12 protein-coding genes are annotated in these 19,497 nt (G+C 37.4%); 7 read left to right on the top strand and 5 right to left on the bottom strand.

Features of this window, described 5'->3' with window-relative positions; all coding sequences use genetic code 11:
* Entirely contained in the window at positions 1 to 2,415 is a 2,415-nt protein-coding gene (locus tag RM541_RS09190; protein ID WP_311499865.1) for a GumC family protein, read from the top strand.
* Here RM541_RS09190 and RM541_RS09185 read toward each other — a convergent pair.
* Positions 2,412 to 3,140 carry a tyrosine-protein phosphatase gene (locus RM541_RS09185; protein WP_311499864.1) on the bottom strand — a complete coding sequence of 243 codons (729 nt, stop codon included), beginning with the start codon at positions 3,138 to 3,140 and terminating at the stop codon, positions 2,412 to 2,414. The genes RM541_RS09190 and RM541_RS09185 overlap by 4 nt on opposite strands.
* A gap of 78 nt (positions 3,141 to 3,218) precedes the next feature.
* Here RM541_RS09185 and RM541_RS09180 point away from each other — a divergent pair, with 78 nt between their 5' ends.
* A complete protein-coding gene (locus RM541_RS09180; RefSeq protein ID WP_311499863.1) occupies positions 3,219 to 4,565 on the top strand; it encodes a capsule assembly Wzi family protein in 1,347 nt (448 codons plus the stop codon).
* A gap of 177 nt (positions 4,566 to 4,742) precedes the next feature.
* Here the strand turns inward: RM541_RS09180 and RM541_RS09175 are convergent, their stop codons facing one another.
* Positions 4,743 to 5,564 carry a phosphatase PAP2 family protein gene (locus tag RM541_RS09175; protein WP_311499862.1) on the bottom strand — a complete coding sequence of 274 codons (822 nt, stop codon included), beginning with the start codon at positions 5,562 to 5,564 and terminating at the stop codon, positions 4,743 to 4,745.
* Positions 5,565 to 5,752: 188 nt separating this feature from the next.
* On the opposite strand from RM541_RS09175, the gene RM541_RS09170 reads away from it, so the two are divergent.
* The 5 genes from RM541_RS09170 (at position 5,753) to thrC (ending at position 13,353) form a co-directional block, all read left to right on the top strand.
* Entirely contained in the window at positions 5,753 to 6,865 is a 1,113-nt protein-coding gene (locus RM541_RS09170; protein ID WP_311499861.1) for a vWA domain-containing protein, read from the top strand.
* Between the two features lie 10 nt (positions 6,866 to 6,875).
* Complete coding sequence (locus tag RM541_RS09165; protein ID WP_311499860.1) at positions 6,876 to 8,339, top strand: magnesium chelatase; 1,464 nt, start codon at positions 6,876 to 6,878, stop codon at positions 8,337 to 8,339.
* 346 nt (positions 8,340 to 8,685) lie between these two features.
* A complete protein-coding gene (gene thrA / locus RM541_RS09160; protein ID WP_311499859.1) occupies positions 8,686 to 11,133 on the top strand; it encodes a bifunctional aspartate kinase/homoserine dehydrogenase I in 2,448 nt (815 codons plus the stop codon).
* Positions 11,134 to 11,137: 4 nt separating this feature from the next.
* On the top strand, positions 11,138 to 12,058 hold the full coding sequence (locus tag RM541_RS09155) for a homoserine kinase (protein ID WP_311499858.1): 921 nt from the start codon (positions 11,138 to 11,140) through the stop codon (positions 12,056 to 12,058).
* On the top strand, positions 12,058 to 13,353 hold the full coding sequence (gene thrC / locus RM541_RS09150) for a threonine synthase (protein ID WP_311499857.1): 1,296 nt from the start codon (positions 12,058 to 12,060) through the stop codon (positions 13,351 to 13,353). Before RM541_RS09155 ends, thrC begins: the two co-directional genes overlap by 1 nt.
* Positions 13,354 to 13,538: 185 nt before the next feature.
* Here the strand turns inward: thrC and RM541_RS09145 are convergent, their stop codons facing one another.
* The 3 genes from RM541_RS09145 to RM541_RS09135 form a co-directional block, all read right to left on the bottom strand.
* Complete coding sequence (locus tag RM541_RS09145; RefSeq protein ID WP_311499856.1) at positions 13,539 to 15,203, bottom strand: ABC1 kinase family protein; 1,665 nt, start codon at positions 15,201 to 15,203, stop codon at positions 13,539 to 13,541.
* A 103-nt stretch (positions 15,204 to 15,306) separates the two neighbouring features.
* Positions 15,307 to 17,310, bottom strand: a complete 2,004-nt coding sequence (locus RM541_RS09140) for a cation:proton antiporter domain-containing protein (protein ID WP_311499855.1) — start codon at positions 17,308 to 17,310, stop codon at positions 15,307 to 15,309.
* Between the two features lie 167 nt (positions 17,311 to 17,477).
* Entirely contained in the window at positions 17,478 to 19,349 is a 1,872-nt protein-coding gene (locus tag RM541_RS09135) for a M61 family metallopeptidase (protein WP_311499854.1), read from the bottom strand.
* Between the last annotated feature and the right edge of the window lie 148 nt (positions 19,350 to 19,497).

Raw genomic sequence — 19,497 nt, 5'->3', positions numbered from 1 at the left:
ATGGAAGAGCTTAGGGATTATTTTGAGGATAAAGAAGAATCAGCATTTGATTTAAAAGCTGAACTTTTTAAATATCTTACTCATTGGAAGTGGTTGGTTTTAGGTCTTTTAATAGGTGGAGCTATAGCTTATCTATATAATCGCTATACTATACCAAAATATAGAACTGAATCTGCATTGATGATCTTGAAAAATGATGATAATAATGCTTCAAGTGTTTTACCTTCTGGTTCTGCTGGTGCTTCTATTATCAAGTTATCGGACAATAGCTTAGAGAATCAAATTGTAACATTAAAATCTACAAGTTTAATCAGTGAAGTTGTTGATGAGCTTGACCATAACATTTCTTATTTTATTGAAGGCAACGTTATCACTGTAGAGGCTTACAAAAGCAGCCCCATATTCATAGATTTTATTACACCTGATTCAATAGTGCATAAAACTTCGAAAAGTTTTTTTATTTCCCCTGAATCTAGCAGTACATTCAGCTTAAGGAGAGAGGGTTCAGAGGTTTCAAATAATTATGAAATAGGACAAATTATAGAACTTGATGAGTTGAAATTTAAAATTCAACTCAGCAAAGCGTTTCGTAAAAATAATTTTAAAGACAGCAATCCGGTTATTGTTTATATTTCGCCTTTAGATCAGGTTGCACAGAAATATATATCTAGATTAACCGTTGGTCAGAAGGGAAGGGCAAATGATATACTATCTTTGGAGGTGACACAAGAATCTAGTAGAAAATCGGAGGATTTTTTAAACGCGTTAATGATTAATTTTAATCAAAATGGAATAGATAATAAAAGAGAGGTGGCAGAAAACACCACTGCTTTTATTCAGGATAGGCTGGAAATTATAACCCAAGAACTTGATTCCGTAGAAGGAGGCATGGCTGATTTTAAAAGGGAAAATCAAATTATGGATGTGGGTAGTGGGGCAGCTAAGTTTCAATCTCGTTTTTCTTCGGTTGAGGAGGAACTATTTTCCTTAGAAACTCAGATTGAACTGATAGAATCAGTTCAGCAGAGATTACAGGAGCGGGATGATTACTCTTTATTGCCATCTGATATAGGAATTGAAGAGGCTGGTATTGCAGGGCAAATTAATATCTACAATTCACTTATTCTCGAAAGAAATTCTTATTTGGGTAATGCTACTACTGAAAATCCCGTCATTGAACGTATTACGCAACGATTGGACACATTAAAAGAAAGTTTATTAGATAACGTTCAAAATTCTTTAAATTCTCTCAGTCTTCAAAAGGATGAATTGATGGATCGCGGTCAGGCTGCTCAGAGTCAATTTAATATTTTCCCTGGCCTGGAGAAAGGGATGCGTGGGATCTCCCGACAACAACAAGTTAAAGAGCAACTTTATTTATTTCTACTTCAGAGGCGAGAAGAAGCTGCCATAGCATTTGCTTCCACATCTTCGGTGGCAAGAGTAATAGATCCTGCTTCTACGACTAATGAGCCTGTCGATCCGAAACCATGGCTTATCTTGTTGGGAGGATTTCTAATAGGAATTCTTATACCCATTTTAATAATTTTTGTGAGAAATTTTCTTGATACTAAGGTACATCATAAAGGAGACCTACAACCTCTTATAAAACAGGTTCCTTTTATTGGTGAAGTGCCAAGAATAGCTCCTGGTCAAAGTGATATTATCGGACTAAATGATCGCTCACCTTTAGCTGAATCTTTTAGAATACTAAGGACAAATATGGCGTACCTTATTCAAAAGAAGAAAAGTGAAAGAGGCCAAATTATTTTTGTAACGTCTACAATTAAGGGAGAGGGAAAAACTTTTATTTCTTATAATCTTGCCAGGACCTTTGCCAGTACAAATAAGAAGGTCTTAATTATTGGAGCGGATATTCGTAACCCTAAGTTGCATCGATATACTCAAAGTCTGGTATCAGATAAAGGCCTATCTGATTATCTATATGATTATGAACTAACCGAAGAAGAAATTATCGTAAAATCACGGGAAGAAGGTATAAAGGTAGATATCATTCTTTCCGGTTCAATACCTCCTAATCCAGCCGAACTTTTTATGAATGACAGGATGAAAAAACTGATAGATTACGCAGCGTCTGAGTACGCTTACGTGATTGTAGATACAGCCCCTACTATGATAGTAACAGATACACTTTTAATTAGTCCTCTTGCCGATACTACTGTATATATTACACGTGCTGAACATACGGAGAAGAAGTTGCTGGATTTTCCTAAAGACTTAAAACAACAAGGAAAACTCAAAGGTCTAGCCGTGATCCTCAATGATGTTGATTATTCCAAATTTTCATATGGAGCTAAATACGGCTATTCTTATGGCTACGGCTATGGTTATGGACAGGATGAAGAAGGTTGGTTACAAAGAAATTTAAAAAATCCTTTTAAAAGCAGTAATTAAAATAAATTTTTACTATGTTCCAGAACAGGTTGGAGTAAATTCATTTTCTTTGCTGGTAATCTTATAGCCTGTATCTTAGTTAAGTGTTCCAACCTGTGGCAATCACTGCTTAGAAAATCTATAAATCCATTTTCCAGCAACTGGAAGGCTATATCCTGAATTCCAGGACCGTAATGCCTAGTTAGAGATAACATATTGAGCTGCAGCTTACAGCCTCTGGATATAAGATCTTCAAATCCTTTAAGGTCTTTAGAAAATAGATATGGATACCTTTCAGGATGTGCCAGGATAGGTTTATAACCTTTATTCTGAATTTTAAATAAAATTTCATTTAAATTTATGGGTGCCTGGAAAAAAGACATTTCAACCAGAATATATTCCTTAGTAAGTGGTAATATTTCTCCGGAGTCGAGAATTTTCACAAAGTGCTGATCCATCATATATTCTGCAGCAGCAGACAGATTTTTCTCTTTGGGAAGATCTTGCTTAACCCGTTCTAAGGCATCTTTAATTGTCTCCGGAGTGTTGGGGTAGTATTCTCCCATTACGTGAGGCGTAGCGACGAAATTATTGATCCCAAACTCTCCAAATTTATTGATGAGCTCTACACTTTCTTCAACAGAGTCTGAACCATCGTCAATGTTTGGAAGAAGATGATTATGAAAATCAGTAAACCCTTCTAAATGGTCAATTAAATATTCTTTTTTCCGAAAAAATGAAAGCATCTATTCCTGTTTACTAAACAAAATTACATAATTTTATCCCGATAACCACTTTAGCGGATCCCAAACTTATCACCTCTTATGAAGTCTGCCAGGATATTTTTTTTATTATCTTTTCTCTTATATCTAAAAGCTTCTTCACAGAACCTGCAGTACTCATTAGAAGCGACTGCATTTGGTAACGTCTATTCACAGGAAGAATCTCCTTTCTGGATTCATAGTAACAAAAGGGGAAGGGTAAATGAAACTTCAAATCTTTCCGGTTGGATCAACGGCAAAGCGATTTATGCTTTCAGTGAGAATGCTTCTCTTGAAGTTGGTATGGGTATTTTATATCATGACGGCTATAATAGTTCCTTGAAATTTGATGAATCCTATGTAAGTTTCTTAAACTCGTGGATAGAGATTACAGCAGGGAGAAAGCAAAAGGAGGAGTTGTATCTCGGACTCAGTGCGAGTAATGAAAATATTCTATGGTCCTTAAATGCGAGACCTTTATTAGGTTTCCTTGCAAAGACAAAAGATCCTGTTTTTCTATTTAATGACTACGGTCTAGGCTTTACAGCTTCTTTTGGTGAATATTTCTTAGATGATGAACGCTTTGTTCAGAATGCTCGTGTCCACCATAAGAGTTTTAATTTTGTATACAAATCTGCTGGTAATTTTCAGGTTTCTGCAGGTTTACAGCATTATGTTCAATGGGCAGGTGTATCACTTGAATTTGGAGAATTATCTAACGACTTTCAAAGTTATTTGAAAATTTTCTTAGGTATGCAGGGAGATTCTGAACAGGAGGCGGAAAACGCTGAGGGTAATCAGATTGGGAGTTATGAGGTAAAGCTAAAAACAGAAATAAGTGAGTATAGAGTTGAATTAATTTATAATCATTTTTTTGAAGATGGATCTGGGAGGATGCTATTTAATACACCAGATGGCCGTTATGGCCTTTTTATTGAAGATACTTATAAACTTTCCGAGAATAATTGGGTTAAGGCCCTGATGTATGAACTCTACTACACCCTGGATCAAAGTGAGGGCAGTGGAACAACTGACGGAGATGATAATTATTTCTCACATAATTTATACAAATCAGGATGGACTTATGAAAATCGAATAATCGGAATTCCGTTTATAACCATGAACGATGAAAGATCAAAGGTGTATAACAACACTCTAGTGGCACATCATCTAGGTATAAAAGGTATGGCTTTTAATTCTTATCCGTATAGGCTTTTAAACAGTTACAGAATCAATTACGGGTATAAAGGAAATGATGTTCTGGACAATAAAATTCTTTCATCTTTTCTGGAAGTAGAGGTTTACAGCCTAAATGATTTTCATATAAATATTCAGATAGGTGCAGATTTTATTTCCGATGCGCCTGCAAATTTAGGGGCAGGTATTCTTCTAACGAAAAAAATATATTAGGATTTGTTTCCGCGCAATTGGCTTCCTCACCACTCTTAATATTTTTCTTCAGCTTCTGGTTTCTCTTAAATCTTCTGCACGCGACCTCAGCTTATGAGCAAATAGTTTAAAAAGATGCAACTGTCTAGAAAATCATCCTAAACAAGCCTTCTATTACCGCCACAAATTAATAGAGTATTAAAAACTGTAAGCAATACCAATGCCTTTTGAATTAATCCCTGTACCATTTATATTAAATTGAGCAGTAGGATAAAGAGTTACGTTTTTATTCTCTTTTTTATGAATTTCAGGAATTAGTATACCACAGGCCGCTCCTATTCCCAGTCCTACCAGATTGTCAGTGAGAAAATGTTTTCCTCCTTCCAGTCTTAGATATCCGACAAAGGCAGGAATAACTGCCGCTCCCGTCCATATGTAGGGTAAGGCGGGGGAATCTGGATTGAAATCCTGAAAAACTTTTGCAGTAAAAAACGTAGCAGCTGCAGTAGCCGCGGTATGTCCGGCAAAAAATGAGCGTTGGGCGTCACTATCTCTTCGTTCTCCCATAGGTAAGGATTCATCATAAACCAAGGGTCTGCTCCGTTGTACTGCACCTGCAGTGAGGGTAAAAAGAGCACCCGTTGTAGCCATCGTTTCTACAAACATAACTGAAATTTGTCCGAAATTATTTCTTTCGTCTTCTCCTACCAGGAATAGTAATGGTAATGCAAAGGAAGTATAAAAGGGGATGTAACTGTTTTTATCTGCTTTTTCCGAACTTTTTCCAGCTGCCCAACGATCAATTCCCCAAATATCGTCCTTATTCAGGTTTTTTATGTCAGCTTCAGACAATTCATCCTTATTTTGAATTAATAGGACTCCTGCAACATTTAAGCCTACTCCGGTGGTGATCCATGCACCATCTTGCCAGAGATCTGTTTCGTAAGGTGAAGAATTAGTTTGTGCAATTATAGAAATACTCAATATTAAACACATAAGAAGTAAAATATTATTACGCATAAAAATATTGTTAAGAATTGTTCAAGAATGAACTTAAGAAAACTATATGTGCCAGTCCAGAAAATTAAGAATCTTCTATCTTAGAATTAACAAAGAATTAAAGGATGTTCCAGTCAAATGTTTTTCCTGTTCTGTTTAAAATAGCTTATTTTTAGAAAATGATGAAGAGAAATAAGAAGAGAAATAAAATGAAGACGAATGGATTTATATTCAGTAAATATGAAGAGCCATTTAAAACACCATTTGAAAAGCTGTTTGAAATTTTCAAGGAACTTATCACCCATACTTCAGGAGATCTTGATGAAGCCCTGGACTGGCTTGAGCAGCTGGATAAAGAATATAAACTTACAGATGAAAATTATACGATAGAAGATTTTGTAGAAGATCTAAAGAAGAAAGGCTACATAAGGGAAGAAATAGAGCCAGATGGAAGTGGCGGAATGACGATAACAGCAAAAACTGAAAGAGCTATAAGACAACAGGCTCTTGATCAAATTTTTGGAAAGCTAAAAAGAGGTACCGCCGGAAATCATCGCACCAATCGTATTGGAAGAGGTGATGAGCATACTGGTGATTTCCGTAATTATCAATTTGGAGATTCTTTGGATAGCATCTCCATGACAGAAAGTCTTCGGAATGCGCAAATTAACAATGGCATCGGAGACTTCAATATGACTCAGGATGATCTTGTGGTAGAGGAAACTCATTTTAAATCACAGATGAGCACTATTTTGATGATAGACATCAGTCATAGTATGATTTTGTACGGCGAAGACAGAATCACGCCTGCCAAGAAAGTTGCTATGGCTCTTGCTGAACTTATTACAACCTGCTATCCCAAAGATACGCTGGATATCCTCGTTTTCGGAAATGATGCCTGGCCAATCTCTATTTCAGATTTGCCGTATTTAAACGTCGGCCCATATCATACAAACACTGTTGCAGGTTTACAACTAGCTATGGATTTGCTAAGGAGAAAGCGGAATACCAACAAACAAATTTTTATGATAACAGATGGTAAACCCAGCTGTATAAGGGAGCGTGATGGTTCCTATTATAAGAATAGTATGGGCCTTGATCCTTATATTGTGGATAAGTGCTATAACGCAGCACGACAGGCAAGGAAATTACATGTTCCTATTACCACATTTATGATTGCTCAGGATCCATATCTTACACAATTTGTAAGAGAATTTACAAATGCCAATCAGGGAAAAGCATTCTATACCGGACTTAAAGGTTTGGGAGAAATGATTTTCGAAGATTATGAAGCTAATCGTAAAAAAAGAATTAAAGGTTAAAAAGAAAAACATGAATATTAAAAATATCAGCACACTTGGGGAGCTAATATCTTCAGGATATAAAAGTAAAAGTATAAAAGAGGAGCTTCGGCAAAATCTTATTCAGAAAATAAAAAATAAAGAGTCTGCTTTTGAAGGAATACATGGTTATGAAGATACTGTAATCCCGGAACTCGAAAGAGCGATTCTTTCTAAACACAACATTAATCTCCTAGGTTTACGCGGGCAGGCTAAAACACGTCTTGCCCGGTTAATGGTTAACCTTCTGGATGAATATATTCCCGTTGTTGAAGGTTCAGAAATTAATGATGATCCCTTAAATCCTATTTCTCGATTCGCACGGGAAAAGGTAAAAGAAGCAGGCGAAAAAACTTCAATCTCCTGGATTCACAGAGAAGAAAGATTTTTTGAAAAACTCGCGACTCCAGACGTCACGGTTGCCGATTTAATTGGAGATGTAGATCCAATAAAAGCAGCAAACCTGAAATTAAGTTATGCAGATGATCGCGTGATTCACTTCGGAATGATTCCCCGTGCAAATAGAAGCATATTTGTAATTAACGAATTGCCGGATCTACAGGCGAGAATACAGGTAGCTCTATTTAATATCCTACAGGAAGGGGATATCCAGATTAGGGGCTTTAAATTGAGGTTGCCCTTAGATTTGCAATTTATTTTTACAGCAAATCCTGAAGATTATACAAATCGCGGAAGTATTGTTACTCCCCTTAAAGATAGGATTGGATCACAAATTCTTACTCATTATCCCGAAACTATTGAAATTGCAAAAACTATTACCCAACAAGAAGCAAAACTGGATTCAAGACAAAGTGAAAGCGTTTACGTACCAGAATTAGCTAAAGATCTACTCGAGCAAATTAGTTTTGAAGCCCGGGAGAGTGAATTTATAGATGAAAAAAGCGGAATTAGCGCCAGGATGAGCATCACTGCTTATGAAAACTTATTGAGTACTGCAGAAAGACGTACACTCAAATCTGGAGAAGAAAAGACACTTCTAAGATTCGGAGATTTTCTGGGGGTTATCCCTTCTATAACAGGAAAAGTGGAACTGGTTTATGAAGGAGAACAGGAAGGAGCAGCTGCAGTGGCTTTAGAACTAATAGGTGATGCAGTGAAAACATTGTTTCCGCAATACTTCCCGAAAGTTGAGAAGCTGAAAAAAGTAGAAGATACAAGCCCATATGACGAGTTGGTGGAGTGGTTTTTTGAGCAAAGCGGTTTTGAGTTACCAGATGATCTTTCGGATGAAGAGTACCAAGAAAGACTTGATTCTATAGAACCTTTAAACGACCTTATAAAAAAGCATCAACCTGAAATAAGCAAAAAGGAGAGTTACTTTCTGAAGGAATTTTTACTTTGGGGATTAGTGGAGTTCAAGAAACTGAGTAAATACAGATATACGAAGGGTGTTCAATTTAAAGATCTGTATGGAAGTTATATAAGCGGATTATAATTTTCCCCTTCAAGAAATCCCAAGAAATACCTGATTTTGTTAAAGATCAGGTATTTTTTTTTGCTCTTATAAAGAAAACCATAATTATCAACTGAATTTTTCCTTTTTGTTTTTTTTATACATAAAATTATATAATTTTATCATCAGTTTAGCCAAAATCATGAGCACTAATACCATTAATAGTAACGATTTCTTCTTTCCTGCAATTTCTGCATCAGGCACTATTACTATGATGATTATTTCTCGTATTACCCCTTTGGGGTAATTTTGTATATAAACTTCCGTCCGTACCTATACATTGGTAAAATCGATTTCAAAAAATCAAACAAGACAATTCCAAAAAATTATGAATATTCTTAAATTCGGAGGTTCTTCTTTGGCCTCTCCCGACAGGATAAAATTAGTAGCTGAAACTGTTCAAAAGCATTTAAAAAAAGGGCCTACCATTGCTGTTTTTTCAGCTTTTGGTGGAGTTACCAACGATCTTCTTTATATGGCCGAACTGGCGTCAAAAGAAGATATAGCTTATAAAGAAATTCTTGCTAAAAATGAAAAAAGACACCTGGATGCGGTCAAAGCACTAATTCCTGTGCAATCGCAGAGCGGTATTCTAAGCAAAGTAAAAAATGAGTTTAACCGTTTGGAAACCTTGTATGAAGGAGTTTTTCTTTTAAATGAACTTTCCAATAAAACGAAACATGTGGTTTCGGGATTTGGAGAAATTCTTTCCTCTTTAATTATTGCTGAATACTTTAAAAGCATTGAGGCAGAGGTGAACTTCGTAGATTCCCGAGAACTTATAGTTTGTAGAAATACTAACGAAAAAGTACAGGTGAGTTATGAGGAGACTTATAATAATATTCAGCAATACTTTTCCGATAAGAAAAGCGGACTTTTCATAGTTCCCGGGTTTGTAGCGAAAACTCTGCAAGGAGTTCCTAGTACCCTGGGTCGTGGTGGATCAGATTTTACAGCTGCTATATTTGCGGGTGCAATGGATGTAGAAGAGCTGTTTATCTACACCGATGTAAATGGAATGTACACTGCAAATCCAAGTCTGGTGTCCCAGGCTTACCCGTTAAAGAATATTTCTTACGAAGAAGCGATGGAATTGTCCCATTTTGGAGCAAAAGTACTTTATCCTCCAACGTTACAGCCATTACTTGACAAACAGATTAAGATTCATATAAAGAATACATTTAAGGCTGAAGAAGAGGGAACGGTGATTTCCAAATCCAGTAAGGAAAATTTTCGTTGGGTTACCGGAATTACTCATATAGATTCTATTAAGTTGCTGAACATTGAAGGTAGCGGAATGGTTGGTATTCCCGGATTTTCAAAACGGTTTTTTGAGGTTCTTTTCCAGGAAAATATAAATGTCGTGCTTATAACCCAGGCATCATCAGAACATAGTATTTGTATAGCGGTAAAAGATGATGAAGCTGAAGCTGCCAAGGAAGCGCTGGATCTAGCTTTTGAAGTAGAAATCGATCAGAAGAAAATTCGTCCTGTACATATCGAAGAAAATGTAGCGATCGTGGCATTAGTCGGTGACAGTATGAAAAGTCATCATGGATTGAGCGGTAAGATGTTCAGCGCGCTTGGAAATAACAATATTAATATTAGGGCAATCGCACAAGGTTCTTCAGAGCGTAATATTTCTGCGGTAATCGCAAAGAAAGATGTTAAAAAAGCACTGAATACGCTACACGAACAATTTTTTGAGGTTCCTTCAAAAGAACTGAATTTGTTTATTACCGGTGTTGGTAATGTTGGAGGGAAATTGCTGGCTCAGCTGCAAAAACAGGAAAAATATCTGCTTGAAAAACTTAGATTAAAAGTGAGGGTCCTTGGTCTTTCCAATTCCCGACAAATGGCGTTTAATGAAGAAGGTATTGATCTCGACAATTGGGAGAAAGCACTGGAAAATGGAGAAACAGCAAATAAGCAGGGTTTCTTTGATAAGGTAAACAAACTGAATTTGCGCAATAGCATTTTTGTAGATAACACTGCCAGTGCAGAGATTGCTTCCTGGTATAAAGAATATCTGGCTAATTCTATTTCTGTGGTCACCTGTAACAAAATTGCATGTGCCGATGATTTTGCCAATTATCAACAATTACAGAACCTTGCAAGGGAATATGGTGCTTCATTTTTATATGAAACTAATGTAGGTGCAGGATTGCCAATTATCGATACACTAAAGAACCTTATAGCTTCAGGAGACAGAATTCAGAAAATACAGGCGGTGCTTTCCGGAAGTTTAAATTTCGTATTTAACACGTATGATGCAACGGAACCTTTTTACAAAACAGTAGAAATGGCGATGAAGGAAGGTTATACAGAGCCCGATCCAAAGATTGATCTTAGTGGAGTAGATGTTGCCCGGAAGATTCTTATTCTCGCTCGTGAAAGTGGCTTGAGAATGGAACTTGAAGATATCGAGAGAGAGGATTTCCTTTCGCAGGAAAGTCTTAATTCTGAAAACAATGAGAAATTCTTTGAACTGCTTAAAAGAGATGAACCTGAATTCCAGGAGATCTATAAAAGTGCCGAAAAGAATAACGCTCAGCTAAAATATGTTGCACAACTGGAAGATGGAAAGGCTAAAGTGGGACTTCAGGAAGTAGGTTCAGATCATCCTTTCTATAATTTAAGTGGAAGCGATAATATTGTACTCTTCTTTACCGATAGGTACAGCCAGCAGCCACTTATAGTTAAGGGTGCCGGCGCGGGTGCAGATGTTACTGCTTCAGGTATTTTTGCTGATGTAATCCGGATAGGAAAAAAATAGGGGCATGAATGAAATCAGAATTTTTTCCCCGGCCACTGTTGCTAACCTCTCCTGTGGATTTGATGTTCTAGGCTGCTGCCTTGACTCCGTTGGCGATGATATGCTTATCCGGAAAAACGATCTTGGCGAAGTTCGTATCACCAAAATCACTGGTCAGGATTTACCTCTTGAAACAGATAAAAATGTTGCCGGGGTTGCAGCTAAAGCTTTGCTTCAGGAACTGGGCAGTACACAGGGTTTTGATATAGAAATTTACAAGAAAATAAAAGCAGGAAGCGGAATTGGTAGTAGCGCTGCCAGTTCTGCCGGGGTTGTTTTTGCAATTAACAAGCTGGTTGGTGAACCTTTCAGCCCTAAAGAATTAATTCCTTTTGCTATGGAAGGGGAGCGTCTCGCCAGTGGCAATGCGCATGCAGATAACGTGGCACCGGCCCTGCTTGGGGGATTTAGCCTTGTGAAAAGTTATGATCCTTTGGAGGTGATTAGCCTTCCTTCTCCTGCAGAGTTGCGCATGGTGGTACTGCATCCTTTAATTGAAATTAAAACGAAGGATTCCAGGTCCATTATTAAACAAAACGTAAGCCTTAAAAAGGCCATCAACCAATGGGGAAATCTGGGCGCTTTTGTAAGTGCACTTTATACAGAAGATTATGCGCTTTTAGGAAGAAGTCTTCAGGATGAGGTTGTTGAACCCATCCGGTCGATCCTGATTCCTTATTTTGATGATTTAAAGCAGGTTGCTATGGATAAAGGCGCTTTAGGCTTCGGGATTTCAGGTTCAGGACCTTCGGTTTTTGCGCTTTGCAAAGGCAATGATATTGCTCAGAATGTTAAGACCGCTATTAATGAATTCTATAAAGCAAAAGCTATAGATTTCGAACTTCATCTTTCAGAAATTAATACAGAGGGCATAAAAATATTATAATGAATTACTTCAGCTTAAATAACAGGGAGCATACCTCCAATTTCGAAAATGCGGTGGTAAGAGGCCTCGCGCCAGATAAAGGATTATATTTTCCACAGAAAATTGAAAAGTTGCCAAAATCGTTTTTTAGCGAAATCCAGTCTATGGATAAAACTGATATTGCTTTTGAAGCAATTAAGAATTTTGTTGGTGATGAGATAGATGATGCTGCTTTAAAGGACATTATTGTCACAACACTGGATTTTGATTTTCCTGTTGTTGATGTGGAAGAAAATGTTGGCAGTTTAGAACTTTTCCATGGCCCGACACTGGCTTTTAAAGATGTAGGAGGACGTTTTATGGCCGGTAGCCTCGGATATTTTATTAAAAAGGGAAATCTTGGTAATATTACTGTGCTGGTGGCTACATCGGGAGATACCGGTGGAGCGGTGGCTAATGGTTTTCTTGGTGTGGAAGGTATAGATGTGGTGATTCTCTATCCTAAAGGAAAAGTAAGTGAAATCCAGGAGAAACAGTTAACCACTTTAGGGCAGAATATTGTAGCGCTGGAAGTAGATGGTGCTTTCGATCAATGTCAGGATATGGTGAAAAGGGCATTTTTGGATGATGAAATTCAGCAAAAAAGACAGTTGACTTCCGCTAACTCTATTAATGTTGCACGTTGGCTTCCCCAGATGTTTTATTACTTTTTAGCGTATAAGCAATTGGCAAAGGAAGGTCGAAAATTGGCATTTTCAGTACCTAGCGGAAATTTCGGAAATATTTGCGCCGGACTTTTAGCCAGGGAAATGGGGTTGCCCATAGATCACTTTATAGCTTCCAATAACGCTAATAACGTGGTAACGCGCTACCTTCAAAATGGTAATTATGAACCAAAAGCAAGTGTGCAAACCATTTCCAATGCTATGGATGTTGGAAATCCAAGTAATTTTGTAAGAGTACTGGAACTTTTTCAGAATGAATTTGGAAATCTGAAGGAGCACTTATCCTCCTATAGTTTTGATGATCTGGCTACAAAAATGACCATTAAAGAAGTTTATGATAGAACAGGATATGTTATGGATCCTCACGGTGCTGTAGGATACCTTGGATTAAAGGAGTTTCTGAAAAAGAATAACGATTTCCACGGAACTTTTCTTGAAACAGCGCATCCCGTTAAGTTTCTTGATACTGTGGAAGACGCAATAGGGCAGAAGGTGGAAATTCCTGATGCTATTAAAAGTATAATGCACAAAGAGAAAAAATCTCATCAGATTAGTGATTATGATGAGCTTAAATCCTATTTATTGTCATAAGAAATGAGACCTCATAGGTTTTTAAAATCTGTGAGGTCTGATAATTAAGACTTTATTTATAGATTGATAATTGCCATTTTTATAGGTACACCTGTTTTGCCAGTAAAGCTAGTTGGGTTAAAACATTCAGGTTCTAATTCTGAGCCATGACGTGCCGCAGATTTTCTCCACACTAAAAAATTAGTTTAATCCTTGTTGTTCAAGTTTTCATCTTTAAAGATGATAATATAGGAAAGATAGATGCCACCTAGTGCAGCTAAGAGAAAAAACAGCATGGCCAGGCCGGGATAACCAAGAATCATAAATTCTGAAGGAACCTGCATAAGCATTGCCGCACCTATAATCATGGCAGCAATTATGAGTCCCAGCGTGATCCTGTTTGCTACTTTTTGAAATCCATCTGTTACCCGCTTTTCATCAATGGCTTCAATTTTAATTTTAAAATTATTGTTCGCCAGGTTTTCGGAAATTTTGTTGAGCCTCGCCGGTGCATTTTCGGCAAGTTTTTTAGATTGCAAAAGCATCGTGAAGAAGTTTTCGGGCTTCAGTTCTTCATAAAATTTGCTTTGCATAATCGTGGAAACATGCTTTTGAATAGCTTTTTTAAGATCAAAGTCGGGATCTAGAACAGCAACGATCTGATCCATATTCAGCAGAATTTTACCAAGAATATTTAATTCTACCGGAATATGAATTCCGGATTCTGCCGAAAGTCGGTTGAGCTGAATAACCAGCCGACCTGTTTGCATGTCCTTAGCGGTGCTGTGCTCACTTTCCATGATAATATCATTAATCGCTTTTCTGAAAGCGCGCAAATCAGTTTCTTCATTGTACTCACTCATCTCTAAAAGTACTTTGGCGGTTTCGGCACCGTCTGTATTGCTAATGGCAATAAGTAATTGTAAAATATTCTCCTGCATCTGCGGCGTAAATTTCGCCACCATTCCAAGATCGATTAAAGCAATTTTCGCATCTGGAGTAAACTGAATATTTCCCGGATGAGGATCGGCATGAACGAAACCGTCATTAATGATCTGCTGGAGATAAGCTTCTACAAGCTGATCCACCAGGGGACTATAATCTACTTCCAGTTGTTTTAGCGGAGAGAGGGAAGTAATTTTTTTTCCCTGGATATACTCCATTGTCAACACTTTACCGGTGCAATAATCATCTATGGGTTGAGGAACAATAAGATCCCTGAATTCACTTAAATTCCTGCCTAAAGTTTTTAGATTCTGCGCTTCCCGTTGGTAATTAAGCTCGTAAAGCACAATACGACTTAGTTCTTCCAATACGTGATCAAAAGAATATTTTCGGGCAGTTGCGGTATGTCTTACAGCAAGATCTGCAAGTTCTCTTAGCGTATCCAGATCCTCAAGGAATTGTTTCTTGATTCCCGGCCGCTGGATTTTTACCGCTACCGGTTGCCGGGATCTTAAGGTGGCATAATGCACCTGACCTATAGAGGCACTGGCAAGTGGTTCTTCATCAAAAGTGTCAAAGGCTTTAGAAATACGGGTGCCAATTTCTTCTTCTACAATTTTTCGGACTTCTTCGTAGGGAATGGGAGCCACGTCATCCTGTAGTGTGGCAAGTTCTTTTAAATAGGGCTCAGGCAATAAATCTGGACGGGTCGAAAGAAGTTGGCCCATTTTTATATAAGTAGGTCCCATATTCTTCAGATCTTCTACCAACTCCTTTGGTGTCTGTTTAAAATCCTCTTCCTTATTCTTTTCTTCGTCCTCCATAGCATTGGAGGTAGTATTCCGAACAAGGTCGCTTTGCCAATACTTCAGCATAAAACTTATAAACTTCCGGTAGCGATCCAGATTATCAGGTAGAACAGACATATACTTTATTTAGTTGCATATAGAATTGGGCGTTAGCTAAACAATATACAAATTACTAGGCTTTGCTTTAATCAGCAAGAGAATGACAAATAATTAACAGTTCCTATTTAAGGGACAGGATTTTATTGATATGATTAATATTTGTCGGGTTTCCGAAAAGATAAAGAAGGTCGTCCTGCATAATAACAGTATTGGGAGAAATTTCTGTGAGATAGTCATTTTCCCTTTTTATAGCCAGTACGGTAACCCTGTAGTTCTTGCCCATTCCCGATTCCTTTATTGTCTTACCAACAATCTTTTTGTTGTTTCGTCTAACGGTAAGGGTAGCGATTTCCTTATTAGGAATATTAAGATGCTGTAAATTAGGGTTATGCGGTTTACCTTTTAATGAAGTAAGCATAGCATAATCTGAAGAACGGATGCTGTCTGTAAAAGCCTGAATTTCATCAAAGGGTACTAAATATTTTTTGAGAACCCGTGTGAAAATCTCTATGGAAGTTTCAAATTCTTCAGGAATTACCTCGTTTGCACCAAGCCTTATGCTCTCTTCAATCTCTTTTACATAGCGTGTCCTGACAATTATAAAAGCAGTTTGTGTAAATAGACGAATGCTGCTAATAATTTTATGTGTGGCTGCAGGATCTGAAATAGCAATTACCACAACCCGTGCCTCCTGCACGTGTATGTGTTTTAAAATAGTAGGATTCGTTGCGTCACCAAATACAATAGGCTCTCCCTTAGCTTTAGCTTTATCAAAAGAATCGGGCTCCATATCCACGATAACGTATGGAATATTGGCATTCCTGGCAGCCTTTCCAATGTTTCCACCGTTAATTCCATACCCAATAATTACAAGGTGATCGTGCAGGTTTTCTTCTGAAAATTCTTCGGTATTTGCATTTTTTTTAATGTTGTTCAGTCGCTTTCTTACTGCGGAAGGGATTGGTGCTTTAAGAATAGCATAAGTAATATTAGAGGAATTGGAAATTAGAAAGGGTGTGAGCCCCATACTAATAATTGAAATAGCCAGAAAATACTGGTATATATTCTCTGGTATTAATCCGTTATCAAGTCCCACTCCTGAAAGCAGTAGCGAAAATTCTCCAACCTGAAAGAGACTAAAAAGAGTCATAAAGATGGTTCGTGGCTTATACTTTAGAATAAGGGTTGTTATTCCTAATACAAGCATTTTGAGTAAGATAACGGCCACAACAAGCAGTAATATGTACACAATATTATTGAAGAAGAAATTTAGGTTGAGCAGTGTTCCAACTGAAATAAAGAAGAAACTAATAAAGATCTCTCTGAAGGGAAGCACATTGGCGGTGGCCTGGTGACTATAATCAGATTCAGATATGATTAGTCCGGCAAAAAAAGCACCTAAAGCCAGGGATAGTCCAACAGAAGAAGTCAGCCATGCAATCCCGAAACAAAAAACAACAACGGTAAGAATAAACAGTTCCTGATTTTTGGTCTTTACCACCCATTCAAAAACTCTTGGTACTACATACTTTGCTAAAAGGAAAATCACAATTCCTACCAAAATTACTTTTCCGGTAAGAATTCCAATGGTTAACAGGATATTGTCAGATTTACCAGCCAGCAGCGGTGTAAACAGCATCATGGGCACTACAATAATATCCTGAAATATAAGAATAGCCACTCCAATCCGGCCGTGTGGCGAAGTCATTTCACCTTTCTCCTGAAGTAGCTTAAGGACAATGGCTGTACTACTTAGCGAGAAAAGAAATCCAAGAAAAATAGATGTATTTAACGGAAGGCCTAAGAAGACAGCGGCGAGTGTTGTTATCAAAATTGTACCACCTACCTGAAGCCCACCACCAAAAATAATAGTGTTCTTTATGGAAGCCAATCCTTTTAAAGAAAGTTCTATTCCAATTACAAATAGTAGAAAAATAATGCCAATTTCCGAAAGTAATTCTACCTCATGAGTAGAGCTTATAAGATTAAAGGCATGGGGACCTGCAATAATTCCAGCAAGTAAAAACCCTAATATTGAAGGAACTTTTATCTTTTGAAACGCAAGAATAATAAGTATCGATAATCCAAGTATTATGACAATATCCTGTAAAATAGGAATTTCCATGCGGTAAGAAGTGGTTTTAGCAAGTTTATTTGAAGCTTCAATTTAATAGATTTGCATGAATAAAAATAAAAAAAGCGGTAGTATCTACCACCGCTTTTTTATTTATTTCCCCAGCCGGGTTTATTACCCGGATGCTTGACCCGGGGATGTTGACTTTAAAGTGTACTTTATGATTTTAACCACGCATATCTTAGTTCAATCTGGTCACTATCGGCGTTTTGAATTTCAACTAAACGCAATCCCGGTGCAGTTGGAGCAACAATGGAAGATTCCAGAATCACTTCCTCACCATCTCTTACAATGGTCATGGAAATTGGCTCTCCCTCATTCCATGTTTGTGAAGTAGTTATCAGGTCATAAATATTCTCCCGGTTATATGCTGTTCCGTTTATGCTCTGGATCATATCTCCAGCTTCCAGTTCCAAATCCTGAAGAAAGGAGTTCAACTCCACATCATTTCTTACAAGAATATTCCCTTGTTGATTTACAGTAATATAAGGTGTGGTTTGATTTTTCAGGAAGTAGTCTACAGGAACCTGACCTTCTCTAATTTCCAGGCCTACCTTTTCAAAAAATTCAGAATAAGGAATTGGAGTGGTTCCAATTACGTACTGATCAAAGAAATCCTGAATCTCCGGATAGGTTAGTTCAACAATATCGGCAATAAGCTCGTCATCGTTAAAAGGCTTGTCCTTTCCATATTTCTGCGTTAGTTCCTTCATGAGATCTAGAACACCCATTTTTCCACCGCTAAGTTCTCTTAACCTAATATCCAGTGCCATTCCTATTAAAGCTCCTTTTTGGTAAACATTCGCATAGCTTCCCTGGTATTCATCTTCAAGAATATTCTCACTCATAACAGTAAAAGACATGGTATCATCATATCGTTTTGCTGCTTCCAGTTTTTCATTAATCCTGTCGTAGAAATCCTGATTGCCTATTAATCCCTGGTTTACCTGGAAAAGGTTAGCAAAATATTCGGTGATTCCTTCATACATCCAAAGGTGTTTAGACATCTTTGGATCGTTATAATCGAAAAAATGGATTTCCTGAGAATGTACTCCCAAAGGAGTGATGATATGGAAGAATTCATGAGAAACGATATCTGTAAGACTTTCATTTAAAGCTTCTTCTTCCATAATTTCCGGCATAACCACAACGGTAGAGGTGTGGTGCTCCAGAGCTCCAAAATTCCCCGCATCGTTCTGTCCCGGAGTAGCTGATAAATAAAGCAGAATAGCATATTTGTCTGTACTGTTAATATCACCCAAAAAATTCTTTTGCGCCGTGATCATTCTCTCCATAGCAGGAGCAAAGGTTTCGGCAGAAAATTTGTCGTTTGGAGAATAAACATTCAGCAAAACCTCCATTCCCTGTACATTAAAACTAACAGTGTCCGGCTCTGCATACATAATAGGGTTATCGGTAACTTCAAAATATCGGTTCAAATTGTAGATGTCTGTTTTTGATTCATCATTTTCCGTAGAAAGAGTCTCAGCAATCTCCAGCGCACTTCCTCCAATAAGATCTGAAGGTCTCTTTATCTCCACACGATATTTTTTCTCCTGCAAATTTTCAAAGTAACCTACAAAACCGTGGAGGTTAAGCAGAAAATTCTTGTCTTCGAGAATATTTGTTCCGGCCATAGAATAAATTCCTCCTTCTCCCTGCACATCAAAGGTATCGTTGACCCAGTAGGTGATTTTATCCAGTTTTTTTGCATTGGGAATACTCCAGCTATTGTCATCCAGCTTTACAATTTCCAGTTCATTTCCCTTGTAATCAAAAGCTTTAAGATCTTCAGAATATTTTCCGTAATTGGAAGTAGAGTAGGTGCCGGGTACGGTCTTCGGAATATAAAAAGTGGTAGTTTCTGTAGTAAATTCTGCCGGGTCAATAGTCACCATAACCCTATCATCCTGAACGTTCACAAGATCAAGTTTGGTAACAATTGGTTGTTCCTCAATAACAGTATTTTGCGTGGTTTTACAACTGAAAATGGCAAATGACATTGCCAGTGCATAAATGAATTTTTTCATGCTAAAGTGTGGTTTTTTATTTTAATTGAATTTTCTGCGGAAAGTTACAAATCTCTCCCTTATTTGAAGCTACTTTTATAGCGTTAACGCCAAAAATACCTCCTGAAGTATAAAATTTCTATTTCCTCTGAAGATTAGAAGCTAGTAA

Source organism: Autumnicola psychrophila (assembly GCF_031846645.1).
GTDB classification, from domain to species: domain Bacteria; phylum Bacteroidota; class Bacteroidia; order Flavobacteriales; family Flavobacteriaceae; genus Autumnicola; species Autumnicola psychrophila.
Note: the sequence above shows the minus strand (reverse complement) of the source record. Positions and strands in the feature narration are given on the sequence as shown.